The organism is Pseudomonas sp. GW823-FHT03E05 (genome assembly GCF_058796855.1).
In genome coordinates this window covers 657,455-673,688 of sequence record NZ_JBXAJB010000001.1, presented here as the reverse complement: position 1 = coordinate 673,688, position 16,234 = coordinate 657,455, and the positions used below count along the sequence as shown (strand labels likewise).

Here is a 16,234-nt window from a genome sequence, read left to right as displayed (position 1 = left end):
CCATGAAAAGCACCCCCGCTCCTTCGCTACCGCTTCAATACGCGCCGAGCACAGCACCGGCAATACCCCGCGGCAACATGCGCCGGGTGGTCGTCGCCTCCTCCCTGGGCAATGCGCTGGAGATGTACGACTTCACCGTCTACAGCTTTTTCGCGGTGATCATCGGCCAGCTGTTCTTCCCCTCCGACTCCCCATTGGCATCGCTGATGATGTCGCTGGTGACCTTCGCCCTGGGTTTTGTCGTCCGCCCGCTAGGGGCGGTACTGATTGGCCGGGTGGCCGACCGCTACGGCCGCAAGCAGGCGCTGTCGCTGACCATTGCCTTGATGACCATCGGCACGGGCATCATTGCCTTTACCCCCACCTATTCCAGCATCGGGATCTTCGCCACCATCATGCTGGTGCTGGGGCGGATGCTGCAGGGCTTTTCCGCGGGCGGTGAAGTCGGTGCCGCGTCGGCCTTCCTGATGGAGTCCGGGCGCACCGACAACCGCTGCTTCATGGTCTGCTGGCAAGGCGCGAGCCAGGGCGCTGCCGCCCTGCTCGGGGCACTTTCCGGGCTGGCGCTGACCAGTGTTCTGTCGGAGCAGGCGCTGCACAGCTGGGGCTGGCGCGTTCCGTTCATCATCGGCCTGCTGATAGGCCCGGTGGGCTGGTACATCCGCAAGCACCTGGATGAAACCCACCAGAACCCGGAGAACCCGACGCCGTTTCGCGACCTGTTGCGCAAGCACGCGCGCACCCTGGGGCTGGGAATACTGCTCATGGCCAGTTCGACGGTCACCTCCTACATGGTGGTGTTCTACATGCCGACCTACCTCACCCGGACCTTGCACTACTCCAGCAGCTTCGCCTTTTCGCTGGTGGCCTTCGCTTGCGTCCTGCTGACGGTCGTTCCCCCGCTGGCCTCGCGATGGGCTGACCGCATGCCACGGCGCAAGCCCTTGCTGTACTGGCTGTGCGGGCTGCAGATCATCCTGACCTACCCGGCCTTCATGCTGCTGGGCCTGCAAAGCACCCTGCTCTGCCTGGTGGCGGTGTCGATGCTGATCCTGCCGATGGCCATCAGCGGCGGTGCCGGCCTGGCGCTGCTGATGGAAGCCTTCGCCCGTGACGAGCGAGTCACCGGGCTGTCGATCGTCTACAGCTTCGGGGTCACCCTGTTCGGGGGGTTCTCGCCGCTGATCGTGACCTGGCTGATCGCCGTGACCGCAAGCCCGCTGGTACCTGCCTGGTATCTGTGCAGCGCCATCGTGCTCAGTGGCGTGGCCCTGCGTTTCTACCCGGAATATCCCGGCCGTCCCTGAATTCGACCTGCAACTGCCCCTCTACCTGGAACAAGGAATCCGTTGTGAACATGACCTCTCTGCAAGACCGACTGCAAGCCAGCACCGAGCGCTTCCTGAAGATCAGGCGCAACATCCACGCCCATCCGGAGCTGGGTGAAGACACCCTGGACACCGCAGCCCTGGTCACCGGCCTGCTCGAAGGCTGGGGTTATGAAGTCCACACCGGGGTGGGCGGCCATGGCGTGGTCGGCGTCCTGCGTCGCGGCTCGGGCACCAGGACCCTGGGCCTGCGGGCGGACATGGATGCCCTGCCGATCATCGAGCGCAACGGCTTGCCCTGGGCCAGCCAACGCGCCGGGGTGATGCACGCCTGTGGTCATGACGGCCACACCGCCACCCTGCTGGCGGCGGCCGAACAACTGGCCCTGCACGGCGAGTTCGACGGCACGCTGAACCTGATCTTCCAACCGGATGAAGAAGGCCTGACCGGCGCCAGGAGCATGATGGCCGACGGGCTGTTCCGGCGCTTCCCCTGCGATGCGGTGTACGCCTTCCACAACATGCCGGGGTTTCCCGTGGGCTACGCGATCATCAAGAGCGGCGGGGTCATGGCCTCGTCCGAGCGGGTCGGCATTACCCTGACCGGCAAAGGCGGACACGGCGCCGTGCCGGAGCGCGCCGTCGATCCGATCCCGGCCCTGGCCGGCATCATCAGTGCCCTGCAAACCGTGGTCTCGCGCAACATCAGCGCCAACGATGCGGTGGTGATCAGCATCGGCAAGGTACACGCCGGAACCGCCACCAACATCATTCCCGAATCGGCCATGCTGGAGCTCAGCGTGCGCACGGTTGACCCGGCGATCCGCCAACAGGTCGAGCAGCGGATCCGCACCATCGTCGAGGGCCAGGCCGCAGCATTCGGGGTCACCGCCGAGATCGACTATCAGTTGCTGGCCCCGGTCCTGGTGAACACCGTCGCCGAGACGCGACAGATGCTCGACGCCGCGCGCAAGGCCCTGGGCGACGAGAACGTGGTGGAGCAAGTGTCATTCAGGGCAATGGGCAGCGAGGATTTTGCCTGGATGCTGGACGAAGTGCCCGGCTGCTATTTCGGCCTGGGCAATGGCACCGGGGAGTTCAACGGCTGCTCGGTGCACAACGATCACTACGACTTCAACGATCAATTGATTCCCCTGGGCGCAGCGTGCTGGGTGGAACTGGTCGAAGGCTACTTGCGCTGAGGCGCTTGGTTCTCGGGGTGCCCCGAACTGGGCGCCCACACACTGTCTTGTGCAGGCCAGCCCTGCACCCGCCTATCAGGACACTGCCATGCCAAACGCCACCGCCATCGCCGACATGAGCGCCATCGAGCTGCTCGGTCATTACCGTGACCAGCAGCTGTCTCCCGTGGAGGTCACCCAGGACGCACTGGCCCGCATCGAGCGCTTCAACCCGCGGGTCAATGCCTTTTGCTACACCGATCCCGAAGGCGCGCTGAACACCGCACGCGAAGCTGAAAAGCGCTGGATGAAGGGCCAGCCCTGCGGCGCCCTCGACGGCTTGCCCACATCGATCAAGGAGCTGACCCCGACCCGGGGCATGCCCACGCGCAAAGCATCGATGACCATTTCGGCCGAAGGCCCCTGGGACATCGACGCGCCCGTCACCACTTTCATGCGGGAGGCCGGCGCCGTGGTGCTGGGCAAGACCACCAGCCCGGAGTTCGGCTGGAAAGGCGTGACCGACAGCCCGCTCTACGGCATCACCCGCAACCCCTGGGACACCCGCATGACCAGTGGCGGCTCCTCCGGCGGCGCAGCGGTGGCCGCGGCGCTCAATCTGGGCGTGCTGCATCAGGGCAGCGATGCCGGAGGCTCGATCCGCATCCCCGCCAGCTTTACCGGCACTTTCGGCTTCAAGCCCACCTTTGGCTACATCCCCCAGTACCCGGCCAGCGCGACGACCCTGGTGTCTCACCTGGGCCCCATGACCCGCACCGTGGAAGACGCCGTGCTGCTCCTGCAGGCCATCGCCCGCCCCGACCCGCGGGACGCGCTGATGGGAGCCCCGCGACACACCCCGTGGCTGCCCGACAGCACCCACCTCAACGGCCTGCGCATCGCCTACAGCGCAGACTTCGGCTATGTGCAGGTTGATCCGCAGGTCGCTCGCCAGGTGGCGCAGGCCGTGGCGCGGCTGGAACAACTGGGGGCGATCGTCGAAGCGGCCGACCCGGGATTCGACGACCCCCTGCAACTGTTCAAGAGCGTGATCTACGCCGGCGCACAGACGCTGGCCCGGCAACTGAGCACGGCCCAGAAAGACATGCTCGATCCGGGCCTGTTGCGCTTTACCGAAGAATGCCGCCACACCACCCTCGCCGACTTCACCGCGGCCCAGGAAGCCCGAGCGGCCTTGATGGCCCACATGAACATGTTTCACAGCCGCTACGACCTGCTGGTCTGCCCGATGCTGCCGATCACCGCGTTCGAGGCCGGCCACGACACCCCGCCCGGCAGCGCAATCGATGACTGGATGAAGTGGTCGCCTTTCAGCTACCCCTTCAACCTGACCCAGCAACCTGCTGCCTCATTGCCCTGCGGGTTCTCGGAGGCGGGATTGCCCATCGGCCTGCAGGTGGTTGGCGCGCGATTTGCCGACGATCAGGTGCTGCGGGTATGCCGGGCTTACGAGCGTGCATTTCCCGCGCCCTTTCCACAGGCCCCCATGACCGGCGCGGCCATGGCCCAGCAGGTGTCGCCGGTGTAGGGTTCGCACCCTCTTGCCGTGCGCCGCAGTCAGCCCGCCGCAGACTGCGCCAGGACCTGGGCCAGGGCGTCCCTCAACTGCGCCTGGCTGAAGGGCTTGAAGATCCGTGGCAGCTCCGGCACCGGGCCGTCCTGGCGCTGGGCATAACCGCTGGCCAGGATGATCGGCAACTGCGGGTGCAGGCGCCGCACCGCTTCGGCCAACTGGCGGCCATCCATGTGTGGCATGGCCATGTCGCTGATCATCAGCTGGATGTCCCGGTGCTGCTCAAGACACTGCAGCGCCTGGGCCCCGCTGGCGGCGCGGATGACTCGATGGCCCAGGTCCTCCAGCAGCAGCGTGGTGCTGTCCAGGACCAGGCTGTCGTCATCCACCAGCAGCACGCACAGCGGCGGGTGGTCCGGGCCCGGGACAGGCATGGCCTCACTGCCCGGCGAACCCTTGGCCGCGCTCGCCAGGGGCAGCCACAGCTCGGCGCGGGTGCCCTGGCCCAGGCGGCTCTGGAGCACCAGGCGCCCGCCCAGTTGCTCGGCCAGGCCGTGGACCATCGACAGGCCCAGGCCGGTGCCCTTGCCCAGGCCCTTGGTGGTGAAGAACGGATCGGCGGCGCAGGCCAGGGTCTGTTCGTCCATGCCCTGGCCATCGTCGATCACCGCCAGGCAGACGTACTGCCCCCGGGCCAGGTTGCCCGTGGCCCCGCGCAATTGCGCCTCGATCAGGATCGAACCGCCCTCGGGCATGGCATCCCGGGCATTGCTCACCAGGTTCAGCAGCGCCAGTTCCAGCTGGTTGAGATCAGCCTGCACCGCCGGCAGGTCCGGCGCCATCTCCACCCGCAGGGCAATCCTGGGCCCCACCGAACTGCACAACAGGCCGCTGAGGCTGGCCACCAGTTGGCCCAGGTCCAGGGCCTGGGATTTCAACTCCTGGCGCCGGGCGAAGGCCAGCATGCGCTGGGTCAGGGTCACGCCGCGCTCGGTGCCCTGCAGCGCGTTGTCCAGCAGGCGCCGCAGCCTGGGGTCATCGCCGACCCGTTTGTGCAGCAGCTCCAGGTTGCCGCGGATCACCGTCAGCAGGTTGTTGAAGTCATGGGCGATGCCGCCGCTGAGCTGGCCGATGGCCTGGAGCTTCTGCGACTGGAACAGCGCTTCGCGGGCGACCTCCAGTTCCTTCTGCGCCTGGACCACCTCGGTGATGTCGCGGGTGATCTTGGCGAAACCGATGATGGCCCCGGAGTCGGCGCGGATCGGGTCGACAATCACATGGGCCAGGAACCGCGTACCGTCCTTGCGCAGGCGCCAGCCCTGCTTCTCGAAACGGCCTTCGCGGGCGGCGGCTTCCAGGGCCTTGCGCGGCTCGTCGCTGGCCCGGTCCTCGGCGGTATAGAACAGTGAAAAGTGCTGGCCGATGACTTCCTCTGGGGCATAGCCCTTGATCCGTTGCGCCCCCAGGTTCCAGCTGCTGACCCGGCCCTGGGCATCGAGCATGTAGATCGCGTAGTCGGTCACGCTCTGCACCAGCAGGCGGAACTGCTGTTCGCTCTGTTTCAGGGTCTGCTCGGCGGCCCGCTGCTCGGTCATGTCCCGGGTGACCTTGGCAAAGCCGATCAGCCCGCCGGCGCTGTCGCGGACCGGGTCGATCACCACATGGCACCAGAACCGCGTGCCATCCTTGCGCAGGCGCCAGCCCTCGCCTTCGAAACGCCCGCACTGCGCGGCACTGTCCAGCGCCCTCTGGGGCAAACCGGCCTGGCGATCCTCGGGGGTATAGAAGCAGGAAAAGTGCCGGCCCAGCACTTCCTCCTCCCGGTAGCCCTTGAAGCGCCGGGCACCGCTGTTCCAACTGGCGACCCGGCCCTGTGCGTCGAGCATGTAGATCGCGTAGTCCACCACCGCATCGACCAGCAGGCGGAAGCGATCGTCAGTGAGGGGGTGGTACGGCTCGGGCAGATCAGGCATGGCAGTTTCCGTCGGGTATTTTTTTCATCGAATCGGCGAAACGTTGCAGCGCCGCAGCATTCATCGACCGGGGCTCGGGCCAGTGTGCACCGCCTGCAGCTGTCTGTGTGGAATCGCATGCCTGGCTCGACAACGCAAGGGACAGACGGTTGACCGTGGAAAATATATTTCCGAGCTTTCGATCTAGTGGCACTGCGGGCACAATGCGTACCTTTTTGGCTGGCCCTGCCGGAGACCCTGAAATGATCAAGACGCCGTACTACCTCATCGACAAGCAGAAGCTTTTGAGCAACATGCAGAAGATCGCCTACGTGCGCGAGCAGTCCGGCGCCAAGGCCCTGCTGGCCCTCAAGTGCTTCGCCACCTGGTCGGTGTTCGACCTGATGCAGCAGTACATGGACGGCACCACCTCCTCGTCGCTCTACGAGCTCAAGCTCGGCCGGCAGAAGTTCGAAGGCGAGACCCACGCCTACAGCGTGGCCTGGGCCGACGACGAGATCGAGGAGATGCTCGCCAACTGCGACAAGATCATCTTCAACTCCATCAGCCAGCTGCAGCGCTTTGCCGACGCCAGCGCGGGCAAGGTGCGCGGCCTGCGGGTCAACCCCCAGGTGAGCAGCTCGGACTACCTGCTGGCCGACCCGGCGCGCCCGTTCAGCCGCCTGGGCGAGTGGGACCCGGCCAAGATCGAGCAGGTCATCGAGCAGATCTCCGGCTTCATGTTCCACAACAACTGCGAGAACGGCGACTTCGGCCTGTTCGACCAGATGCTGACCACCATCGAGGAACGCTTCGGCCACCTGCTGCACAAGGTCGAGTGGGTCAGCCTCGGCGGCGGCATCCACTTCACCGGCGAGGACTACGCCCTGGACGCCTTCTGCGCGCGCCTCAAGGCCTTCTCCCAGAAGTACGGCGTGCAGGTCTACCTGGAGCCGGGCGAAGCGGCGATCACCCAGAGCGCCTCCCTGGAAGTGACCGTGCTCGACACCCTGTACAACGGCAAGCACCTGGCCGTGGTGGACAGCTCCATCGAAGCCCACATGCTCGACCTGCTGATCTATCGCCTGAACGCCAAGCTGTCACCAAGCGCGGGCGAACATACCTACATGGTGTGCGGCAAGTCCTGCCTGGCCGGGGATATCTTCGGCGAATACCAATTTGATCGTCCGCTGGCCATCGGCGATCGACTGTCGTTCATTGATGCGGCGGGTTACACCATGGTCAAGAAAAACTGGTTCAACGGTCTGAAAATGCCGTCCATTGTCGTGAAACAACTCGATGGCAGCATCGAGGTGGTACGCGAGTTTGGTTTCGAAGACTACCTGTCCAGCCTTTCCTGAGCGGACAGGTCACGAGGAGAAGTAAATAAATTGAAGAAGAATGTTCTTATCATTGGTGCAGGAGGTGTCGCCAAGGTGGTGGCCCACAAGTGCGCGCAGCACAACGACGAACTCGGTCGTATTGCTATCGCGTCGCGCAACATCTCCAAATGCCAGGCCATCATCGACAGCGTCAAGGCCAAGGGCAGCCTCAAACAGCCCGCTGAAATAAAAGCCTATGCGCTCAACGCGCTGGACATCGAGGCAACCAAGGCGCTGATCCGCGAGACCGAGTCGCAGATCGTCATCAACGTCGGTTCCGCCTTCCTCAACATGTCGGTGCTGCGTGCCTGCATCGATACCGGTGTGGCCTACCTGGACACCGCGATCCACGAAGAACCGGGCAAGATCTGCGAGACCCCGCCCTGGTACGGCAACTACGAGTGGAAGCATCTCGAAGAGTGCCAGCAGAAGAACATCACCGCGATCCTCGGCGTCGGCTTCGACCCGGGCGTGGTCAACGCCTATGCGGCCCTGGCCCAGCAGGAACATTTCGACCGCATCGACTCGATCGACATTCTCGACGTCAATGCCGGTTCCCACGGCAAATATTTCGCCACCAATTTCGACCCGGAAATCAACTTCCGCGAATTCACCGGGCAGGTGTGGAGCTGGCAGGACAGCCAGTGGACCAGCAACACCATGTTCGAAGTCAAGCGTACCGACGACCTGCCTGTGGTCGGCTCGCAAAACCTGTACCTGACCGGCCACGATGAAGTGCACTCGCTGTCGAAGAACCTCGACGTGCCCAACGTGCGGTTCTGGATGAGCTTCGGCGAGCACTACATCAATGTGTTCACCGTGCTGCGCAACCTGGGCCTGCTCTCCGAGCAACCGGTGAAGACCGCCGAAGGCCTGGAAGTGGTGCCGCTCAAAGTGGTCAAGGCCGTGCTGCCTGACCCGGCCTCCCTGGCCCCGGGCTACACCGGCAAGACCTGCATCGGTGACCTGGTCAAGGGCAGCAAGAATGGCCAGCCGCGCGAAGTCTTCATCTACAACGTGGCCGACCACGAAGAAGCCTACGCCGAGACCGACAGCCAGGGCATTTCCTACACCGCCGGCGTACCGCCCGTGGCCGCCGCCCTGCTGGTGGCCCGTGGCGAGTGGGACGTGCAGCGCATGGCCAACGTCGAGGAACTGCCGGCCAAGCCGTTCCTCAAGGCGCTGGACCTGATGGGCCTGCCGACCCGCATCAAGGACGAACAGGGCGACCGCCCATGGGACGCCAAGGCTTGATGCACTAGCCACGACAGGAGGCGCCGATGCAGGCGCCTCCTGCCTGGATGAATGTTTCGTTTGTGCGTCGCTTTTGCGTTTCTGTGCGACAGATCCCACTTCAGGGGCTCCCGCCCTGCTCCTTCGCAGTGTTAGCTTGGCAAGGTTTCTGACTAACAGCTCAGATAATCCTTACCCCCTGCAAAGGAATGCCCTCCGCAATGGATTTTTCTCTCAAGCACCTGGCTGCGGCCACCCTGATGCTCGCCAGCCTGTCGTCCTACACCTCGATCGCCCAGGCCAACATTACCCCGCAACAAAGCGCGGCCATCCTCAAGACCTTCAATGACGCCACGGTCACGGATTTCCGCCAATTCCTCGGCACCCTGGCCAAGAGCCCGCTGGCCAAGAGCGACCAGCTCGCCCCGACCATCGAGGCCTTCCTGGCCAACAAGACCCTGAACGCCGAACAGCAGAACGAGATCCACCGCCTGCTGGGCCTCTACGCCCGGATCAAGTACGGCAAGGCCGCCACCGAAACCCTGCGCGAACTGGTGGCCATCCCCACCTTCAACATCGACGGCGTGCCGCAGTACAAGAACCCCGAGTTCCTCAAGATCGCCGCCAAGATCCAGGACCTGGCCAAGGCCTTCAACCTGAACTTTCGCAACATCGACAACCGGGTCTACGAGATCTCCCTGGAAGGCAGCGGCGATGAAGTCGTCGGCATCCACGCCCACGCCGACGTGGTGCCGGTGACCCCGGAAAACTGGGTGCTCGAAGACGGCACCCGCCTCGACCCGTTCAAGGTCACCCTGATCGGCGACCGCATGTATGGCCGCGGCACCGAGGACGACAAGAACGGCATCGTGGTAGCGCTCTACGCGATGAAGATCATCAAGGAAGAGAAGCTGCCCCTGGCGCGCAACTTCAAGCTGCTGGTGGACACCACCGAGGAAACCAGCGGCGATGCCATTCCCTACTACTTCGAACACAACCCGACGCCCAACTACAACCTGGCGCTGGACGGCGGCTACCCGGTGGTGATCGCCGAGAAAGGCTACGGCACGGTGATGGCCAGCTTCGCCCGGCGCGCCGCCGAGGGCAAAGGGGCGGAGATCACCCACCTCACCGGTGGCCTGGCCACCAACCAGATCCCCTCGACCTCGGTAGCCACCCTGGTCACCGAGCAGCCCGCGGAACTGGCCGCCAGCCTGCAAAAGGCCGGCGCCGAATATGCCAAGCAGCACGGCGGCAACTTCCAGGTCGCGGCCAAGGTGGTGGGCAAGGATGTGCAACTGGCGGTCACCGGCGTCTCGGCCCACTCCTCCGAGCCCGAGTCCGGGGTCAACCCGGTGGCGCGGATGCTGGACTTCATCAACAGCCAGGACGGCAAGATCGCCTTCAAGCACAACGCCTTCACCGATGGTGCCCGCTACGCCGCCGACAACTGGGGCCTGGACTACCTGGGCAACAAGCTGGGCATCGGCTTCTCCGACGACTTCATGGGGCCGCTGACCACCTCCCTGACCCAGGTCAGCGTGGATGACAAGACCTTCAAGCTGGCGGTCAACCTGCGGGTGCCCAAGGGCAAGACCCCGCAAGTGCTGAAGGGCGAAATCACCGACAAGCTGGCGGCCTGGAGCAAGAAGACCCAAGTGGCGGTGAACATCGACACCAAGATCGCCGAACCTATGTACCGCAACCCCGAGGGTGAATGGGTCAAGGCACTGCTGGCGGTGGCCAGCGAGAACCTGGGCATGGCGCACAAGTTCGGCACCTCCGCCGGCGCCACTTCGGTGCACGAGTTGCCCAACGGCGTGCAGTTCGGCCTGGCGCGGCCCGAGGTCAAGTACACCGGCCACACCGACAACGAGTTCAAGACCGTGGAGCAGTTCCTCCTGGACCTGCAGATCGTCACCGAGATGGTCGGCCGCATCGGCCAGTTGCCCAAGCTCTGACCGCCCTCACGGGCCCGCCACCCATGGCGGGCCCGTTCTCCCCTTCCTCCACGCCTCAGCGCGCCGCTGACGTCCAGTCGGGGTCGCTGACATCTCGCAGTACCCCGCCATACCCCTGGTGGAGGTTGCCCTCGGGCAGCAACTGCGCCGTGGCCAGTTGCCGGTGCAGGCCGCCCAGGTGGTAGAACGGCACACGCACATAGAGGTGATGCTCGATGTGGTAGTGGATGGCGTGGGGGCCGAACAGGAAGGTCTGCACGCTGGGCCGTACGATGCTGCGGGCGTTGCGGCTCTGGTCGGCGGCAACCGGCAGGCCGGCATGCTCCATGATGGCTCGTACCCGGCCCAGCAAGGGCAGCAGGGTAATCGCCGGCAACAGCCACAACCCCAGGTACAGCCAGGGGTGGCCGCTCCAGGCCAGCAGGCCGAACAGCAGGCCGTTGCTGACCAGCATGGACAGCACTTCCTCCAGGGCCTGGCGCGGCGACTTGTCGACCCGGGGCATGATCGCGCGGTAGTCACCCCGGGCGAACCTCAAGGCGCTGATGAAGTAGCCCACCCCGCACAGGTCCGCCAGCAGGCGCAGGGCCAGCTTGCCCCGGGGCAAGGGGTAATCCCCCAGGCCGAAGACCGCCACCACCGGGTCGTCATGCTCCATCGGATGCAGGTGATGCTTGAGGTGGCCGGCGCGGTAGGTGCAGAGGGACAGGAACAGCGGGCCGGCGGCCAGCCACTGGCCCAGCCGATCATTGGCTTTCTGCCCGCGCAGCAGCAGGCCGTGGGCGCTCTCGTGCATCAGCACCGCCAGCGCCAACTGGCTGCGGGCGATCAGCAGCGCGGCCAGCAGGTAGATGACGGGGTGCGGCCAGAGCGCAGCGCAGGCGAATGCGGCGGCGATCAGCCCCCAGTCGGCCAGCAGCGCCAGGCCACCGATCCAGGGCTTGAGCAGGAACAGCCCGGCGTCGGGGGCAAAGGCACGCAGGGCCCGATTCTCTCCGGCACGGGGTTCAGGCTGGGACACGGGCAGGGTTTCCTTGTCGTTGGGTGGCCAGGGCACAGGCCAGGGCCAGGAACAGGCCGCCCGCCACATCGATCAGCGTGTGCTGCTTGAGGGTCAGGGTCGAGAGGCAGATCAGCAGGCCGATGACAGCGCTCAGCTCTTTGCAAGGGCGGCGCCAGAGCGCGCGACAGGCCAGGCAGGTCACGGCCACATGCAGGCTGGGAAAACCGTTGCAGGCCAGGTCCAGCTGCCACATCCGGCCCAGCCGCTGTTGCAGGAAGCCATTGTCGAGGGCGGCGATATCCGGCCTCGGCACATATTCGGGGAACAGCCAGAAGCACAGCAGCCCAACGGCGAAGGCCATGCCGGTGGCGTTGCGCAGGGCCCTGAAGCCCTCCTGGCTGGCATAGGCCGCCGCCAGCAGCACAAAGGGAAAGAACAGCACATAGACGAACCAGGACTGGGCGATAAAGGGGATCAGCTCATCCAATGGCGTGACCCAGTTGTAGCGCGGCGTCACCAGGCGCTGCAGACCCATGAACGCGCCCAGCCCCAACAGCAGGGCGAACACCGCAGCCAGGGCCTGCCGAAGGTTGGCGGCGGCTATCAGGCGCTGCAAGGTGCCGGTCATGGCTGCTGGCCCGGTGCGGGCATGGAGCGGTGACGACTCACGGCCGCGCCCTCACAAGCCGAGCAAGCGGCTGGCCCAGGCATCGATCCGTGCCTGGGCCCGCTGGTTGCCCGAGATCACGTCGGGCGCTGGCGCCGCCGCGCTCAACTGCCGCGCCGCCTCGGCCACCTGACGGCGAAAATCGGCAGGGTCGCCGCGCCAGGTCACCACCCGGTGCAGCAACTGCAATTGCCGGGCCCGGGCGGCGTTGCTGGTCTGTTCCGGCTGGTCGCTCACCACCAGGATGATCGGCCGCTGGTAGACCCGGGCGATGGACAGCGCCGCCATGCCCGGTGCCGAGACCAGGAGTTGCGCCCGGGCAGCGCGGCTGGCCCAGAGCGGATCGACCTGCAGCCAGCCGCTGCGCCCGGCATACCCCTCGCCCACGCGGTGAGCGTCCAGGCCCGCATCTTCCAGGCCAAGGCTCAAGGCATCGGCCAGGTCGGGCTCACGAAAATGCGGGTTGAGGTACACCGCGGCGCCCACGGCGGCCTGTTCCGGCAAGGCTTCGGCCAGGGCCACCGGGGTCGGCAGGCGATACAGTGCCGGGGCCCGGGTATCGTCGACTTCATAGGCGAAATCGTGCTCGATGCGCGCCCGCGCCGTATCGATCTGGCGCCCGACAATCCAGCCGAACAGGCGCCCGAACTGGCGCGGCCACATGCCGGCAAAGTTGTTCAGCAGCGCCACCTTGAGGCTGGCCCCGTACACGTGCACCACCTGGCGCCGCCAGCCCGGGAGCATGCCCATGTAGAGCAGCGCCGGGTGGAAGGAATCGTTGATCACCAGGTCCACGCCGCGCAGCCGGCGCCGCAGTTGGAGGATGTCCCGCAGCATGCGCCCGGGGCGGAACAGGTAGTGGGCGACATTGCGGTTGGTGGCCTGGCGCAGCATGTTCTGCTGGCTGTCGAACTGCACCGCGTAATGCAGCGAGAGAATCTGCGCCGCAATGCCGAAGCGCTGCAGGAAGTCCTGCCCCTGCTGCGAGGTGGTCAGCACCTCGACCTCGGCCCCGGCCGCACGCAAGGCATGTACCAGCAGTTGGGCACGCATCAAGTGCCCACGGGCATCGGCGGTCGCCAGGTAAAGAATCCGTGCACTCATCGCCCCACTCGGCCCCGACCACCGAGCAGCCAGCCGGCACCATACATCGCCAGGGCACCGGTCACGCCAAAGCTCGCATCGACGCGGCGAATGTCCTTGAGCAGGCGCGCCAGATGGCCCGCCTCATGGGGCGCCACGATGCGCCGCAGGGTGTTCTGGCACAGGCGCACGTGGGCTTTCTCGTCGGCCAGCACCCGCGCCAGCAGCGGATACAAGCCATGCCCGGCATCCAGCACCGCACAATGGCGGGTCAATACCCGCTCGGCCATCTGCTCGGCACACAGCCCGGTGGCGTAGGCCGGCACCAGCAGGCCCTGTTCGAAAAGCCCCGCATAACGACGGGCCAGGCGCTGCCAGCGCTGGATCTTGCGCCGGCTCAGCCAGTCCGGCTCCAGGCGGGCTTGAGCGTCGTCGCCCCGCTCGCGCAGGGCCTCGGCAAACAGGGTCACGTGGCGCTGCTCATCGGCCAGGTGCTGTGCTACCTGCCGTTCGAGCCAGGGTGGCGACTGCGGCAACAACTCATCGAGCAACGCACGCTCGGTGGCGTCTTCACCAGCCAGGTACATGCGCAACAGCAGGCGTTCGCCTCGCGGGCTGCGGTGCAGGCGCAACAAGGCGGCGCGCTTGATGCGGTCCACCAGCCGCGCCTGCAGCACCCCCAGGCCCTGGGGCCGGGGCATGCTCAGGCAGTCGAAGTTGGCCTCGCCGGCAACCGCTGGCCCCGCACTCATTGCACGGGCTGCGCGGCGCTGGCGGTGGCCGTCCTGGCCCCGTGCGAATGGCGCTGCCAGGCCAGGATCAGGCCGATAAAGCTGTCACGCATGAAGGCCGTGCCGCTGGCCGCAGCGCCGGGAAAGCTCTTCTCCTGGCCGTTGTAGCGCAGGTAACCCTGGCCGTTGACCGCACCCAGCTCCAGGCTGTCGCCCTTGTTCAAGCCCCGCTGACGCACCTCCCTGAGCAACGGGCTGTCCTCCAGCGCAAAGACAAACAGCTGGCGCTGTACCACCCACAGCGGGATCTGCCCGCTCAGGGCCTGCAGGTCGAGGTTCCAGGTGCCCTGCTGCAGCACCTGCTCCAGCGCTTCGCTGCCCGGCTGCCTGGTACTGAAGCTGGCACGCATCAGCGACTTCGACACTCGGCCGACGCCCAGGCCGATGGTGATGTCGCCCGCTGTCGGGTGCTGCGCATCGCTGGGGCGCACCACCACGAAATAACTGGCCAGGCGCGCCGCGATCGACGGCTGGGCCAATACGTTGCGCGCCTGTTCGGGGCTGAACAGCACGCGCTCACGGGTGCCTTCACGGACGCTGATCTGATAGGGATCGAGGCTGATGTCACGGAACTTGCCACGCACCGGTGCGTGCACATAGGTATCGGATTTCCACACCTTGCCCGAACGGCGCAGCAGCACCTGCAGGCTCAGGGGTACACGCTGGCCGTCGCTGGCGATGCCGCTGCCGTGCAGCAGAATGTCGCCGATCACGGTCTTGCTTTCGTGGTTGCTGTCGGCGTCGATGACGATGGCATGGGTTTGCCGGTCGACACTGGCCCGCGCATCACTCACGTCCAGGGCGATGCGGTTGCAGTCGAGGTTGCTGGAGGCGAACGTGGCGCAGCCACTGTCCGAAGCGAAGTGGTACACCCCGCGACCGGCGAACTCGCTGGGAGCGGCCTGGGCCTGGCCACCGAGTGCCAGCAAGGCCAGGCACGCCAGGGAACGGCCGAATGAGGCAAGAGAAGGGTTCTGCATGGGGACTTCCTCTGGGCACGCGAACGGCGTGCGACGATACGGCGCGACGCGGATCAATCCAGGTTGCGGTGGTAGGACAACGCTTCACTGTGCCGGGCACTGGAGCGGCCGATGGACAGCCCGCAGCCACGCACCACGGCGCCGGCAGTGTCGAGCAACGAGATGGCAGTGACCATGGCCATGGCCCCCAGGCGCCGGGCTCCGTGCAGGGGCGGCAGGTCCTGGTGGTTGAGGGCCCGCAGGCTGTAGCCCAGGCGCCCGACCATCACGCACAAAGGCCCCAGCGGCCCACTGCGCCCGAGCCATTGCAGCCAGCCCGGCAGGTAGGCGCGCACCAGGTACGGGGTCAGGCCGACGCTGTCGCCGCCCCTGAGCCAGCGCAGCTTGAACACCTCGCCCTGGCTGTCGGGCAGCCGGTGCTCGGTGTGTGCCGCCGGCGCATAGACCACCGCCACCCCCGCCGCTTGCAGGCGCAGGCCCATAACCTGGCAATGGGCACGATAGATGCCAGCCAGGGGCTCGTAGCGATACTGCTCGAAGGTGGCACAGCGAAAAGCCACGTTGTTGGCGTAGAAGTTACGCGTGGCGCCGTGGCGCAAGGGGCTGGGGAAATACATGAAGTCGATGGCGGTCAGCGCACTGCCGGCGACGCTCGGCGCGTAGCTGGTGCGCCCGGCCACCGCCACGGGCGCCTCGGGTTGCACAAAGGGCAGCAGCAACTCTTCCAGCCAACGGTCATCGGGCAGGCAGTCGGCATCGGCGAATACCACGTACTGGCAGCGCGCCTGGTCGACGCCATCGAAACCGACATTCTTGGCATCGTAGTAACCGGTGCCGGCATCGATCTCGATGAACTCCAGCGCACAGCCGGCCAGGCTGCACAGCGCCTGGCGTGCCTCAAGGTCGAGGCCGTCATGGGTGATGATCCACTGGGCAAAAGCCTGGGGCGCCAGACTTTGCAGGGCCAGCCGGGCAATCAGCCGCTGGAGGCTGCTCAAGGCTTCGCCTGCATTCTTGCCGCCGCGCAGATTGTTGGTTTCCAACACCAGTGCGGTCTGGGCAGCAATCCCTTGCAGGCGCGTGGACAGGTCATCGCCGGGAGGCAACTGCGACATCCTGGCTGTCGTTTCTTGGCTATC

General features: G+C 65.9%; 13 protein-coding genes. 6 read left to right on the top strand and 7 right to left on the bottom strand.

Going from position 1 to position 16,234, the window contains the following annotated elements; genetic code table 11:
- Positions 1-2: 2 nt before the first annotated feature.
- From AC1RCO_RS03030 to AC1RCO_RS03020, 3 genes are all read left to right on the top strand, one after another.
- Entirely contained in the window at positions 3-1,307 is a 1,305-nt protein-coding gene (locus AC1RCO_RS03030) for an MFS transporter (protein WP_015635991.1), read from the top strand.
- A gap of 50 nt (positions 1,308-1,357) precedes the next feature.
- Entirely contained in the window at positions 1,358-2,530 is a 1,173-nt protein-coding gene (locus tag AC1RCO_RS03025) for an amidohydrolase (protein ID WP_492617367.1), read from the top strand.
- An 88-nt stretch (positions 2,531-2,618) separates the two neighbouring features.
- Positions 2,619-4,058 (top strand): amidase, encoded by a 1,440-nt coding sequence (locus tag AC1RCO_RS03020; RefSeq protein ID WP_492617366.1) that lies wholly within the window; start codon positions 2,619-2,621, stop codon positions 4,056-4,058.
- Between the two features lie 29 nt (positions 4,059-4,087).
- On the opposite strand, the gene AC1RCO_RS03015 is transcribed toward AC1RCO_RS03020, so the two are convergent.
- Entirely contained in the window at positions 4,088-6,016 is a 1,929-nt protein-coding gene (locus AC1RCO_RS03015; RefSeq protein WP_492617365.1) for a hybrid sensor histidine kinase/response regulator, read from the bottom strand.
- A 242-nt stretch (positions 6,017-6,258) separates the two neighbouring features.
- Here AC1RCO_RS03015 and AC1RCO_RS03010 point away from each other — a divergent pair, with 242 nt between their 5' ends.
- From AC1RCO_RS03010 to AC1RCO_RS03000, 3 genes are all read left to right on the top strand, one after another.
- A complete protein-coding gene (locus AC1RCO_RS03010; RefSeq protein ID WP_011061817.1) occupies positions 6,259-7,356 on the top strand; it encodes a carboxynorspermidine decarboxylase in 1,098 nt (365 codons plus the stop codon).
- Between the two features lie 30 nt (positions 7,357-7,386).
- Complete coding sequence (locus AC1RCO_RS03005) at positions 7,387-8,631, top strand: saccharopine dehydrogenase family protein (RefSeq protein WP_011061818.1); 1,245 nt, start codon at positions 7,387-7,389, stop codon at positions 8,629-8,631.
- Positions 8,632-8,831: 200 nt separating this feature from the next.
- On the top strand, positions 8,832-10,571 hold the full coding sequence (locus AC1RCO_RS03000; protein ID WP_492617364.1) for a dipeptidase: 1,740 nt from the start codon (positions 8,832-8,834) through the stop codon (positions 10,569-10,571).
- 55 nt (positions 10,572-10,626) lie between these two features.
- On the opposite strand, the gene AC1RCO_RS02995 is transcribed toward AC1RCO_RS03000, so the two are convergent.
- From AC1RCO_RS02995 to AC1RCO_RS02970, 6 genes are read right to left on the bottom strand one after another with little or no spacing between them, the layout of a single operon-like run.
- Positions 10,627-11,592: a fatty acid desaturase family protein gene (locus AC1RCO_RS02995; RefSeq protein ID WP_492617363.1), complete on the bottom strand. Its 966-nt coding sequence runs from the start codon at positions 11,590-11,592 to the stop codon at positions 10,627-10,629.
- Positions 11,579-12,202 carry a phosphatase PAP2 family protein gene (locus tag AC1RCO_RS02990; protein WP_053152341.1) on the bottom strand — a complete coding sequence of 208 codons (624 nt, stop codon included), beginning with the start codon at positions 12,200-12,202 and terminating at the stop codon, positions 11,579-11,581. Before AC1RCO_RS02990 ends, AC1RCO_RS02995 begins: the two co-directional genes overlap by 14 nt.
- Positions 12,203-12,253: 51 nt before the next feature.
- Positions 12,254-13,345, bottom strand: a complete 1,092-nt coding sequence (locus tag AC1RCO_RS02985; RefSeq protein ID WP_492617362.1) for a glycosyltransferase family protein — start codon at positions 13,343-13,345, stop codon at positions 12,254-12,256.
- Positions 13,342-14,076: a diiron oxygenase gene (locus AC1RCO_RS02980; RefSeq protein WP_492617361.1), complete on the bottom strand. Its 735-nt coding sequence runs from the start codon at positions 14,074-14,076 to the stop codon at positions 13,342-13,344. The genes AC1RCO_RS02985 and AC1RCO_RS02980 overlap by 4 nt, the downstream gene beginning before the upstream one ends.
- Positions 14,073-15,095, bottom strand: a complete 1,023-nt coding sequence (locus tag AC1RCO_RS02975; RefSeq protein ID WP_492617360.1) for a hypothetical protein — start codon at positions 15,093-15,095, stop codon at positions 14,073-14,075. Before AC1RCO_RS02975 ends, AC1RCO_RS02980 begins: the two co-directional genes overlap by 4 nt.
- 53 nt (positions 15,096-15,148) lie before the next feature.
- Positions 15,149-16,210 carry a glycosyltransferase family 2 protein gene (locus AC1RCO_RS02970; RefSeq protein WP_492617359.1) on the bottom strand — a complete coding sequence of 354 codons (1,062 nt, stop codon included), beginning with the start codon at positions 16,208-16,210 and terminating at the stop codon, positions 15,149-15,151.
- Positions 16,211-16,234: the final 24 nt, after the last annotated feature.

What these genes read in the sequence shown, in the direction of transcription:
- AC1RCO_RS03030 (WP_015635991.1), top strand. Translation starts at nt 3, where the DNA reads ATGAAAAGCACCCCCGCTCCTTCGCTACCGCTTCAATACGCGCCGAGC.
- AC1RCO_RS03025 (WP_492617367.1), top strand. Translation starts at nt 1,358, where the DNA reads ATGACCTCTCTGCAAGACCGACTGCAAGCCAGCACCGAGCGCTTCCTG.
- AC1RCO_RS03020 (WP_492617366.1), top strand. Translation starts at nt 2,619, where the DNA reads ATGCCAAACGCCACCGCCATCGCCGACATGAGCGCCATCGAGCTGCTC.
- AC1RCO_RS03015 (WP_492617365.1), bottom strand. Translation starts at nt 6,016, where the DNA reads ATGCCTGATCTGCCCGAGCCGTACCACCCCCTCACTGACGATCGCTTC.
- AC1RCO_RS03010 (WP_011061817.1), top strand. Translation starts at nt 6,259, where the DNA reads ATGATCAAGACGCCGTACTACCTCATCGACAAGCAGAAGCTTTTGAGC.
- AC1RCO_RS03000 (WP_492617364.1), top strand. Translation starts at nt 8,832, where the DNA reads ATGGATTTTTCTCTCAAGCACCTGGCTGCGGCCACCCTGATGCTCGCC.
- AC1RCO_RS02990 (WP_053152341.1), bottom strand. Translation starts at nt 12,202, where the DNA reads ATGACCGGCACCTTGCAGCGCCTGATAGCCGCCGCCAACCTTCGGCAG.
- AC1RCO_RS02985 (WP_492617362.1), bottom strand. Translation starts at nt 13,345, where the DNA reads ATGAGTGCACGGATTCTTTACCTGGCGACCGCCGATGCCCGTGGGCAC.
- AC1RCO_RS02980 (WP_492617361.1), bottom strand. Translation starts at nt 14,076, where the DNA reads ATGAGTGCGGGGCCAGCGGTTGCCGGCGAGGCCAACTTCGACTGCCTG.
- AC1RCO_RS02975 (WP_492617360.1), bottom strand. Translation starts at nt 15,095, where the DNA reads ATGCAGAACCCTTCTCTTGCCTCATTCGGCCGTTCCCTGGCGTGCCTG.
- AC1RCO_RS02970 (WP_492617359.1), bottom strand. Translation starts at nt 16,210, where the DNA reads ATGTCGCAGTTGCCTCCCGGCGATGACCTGTCCACGCGCCTGCAAGGG.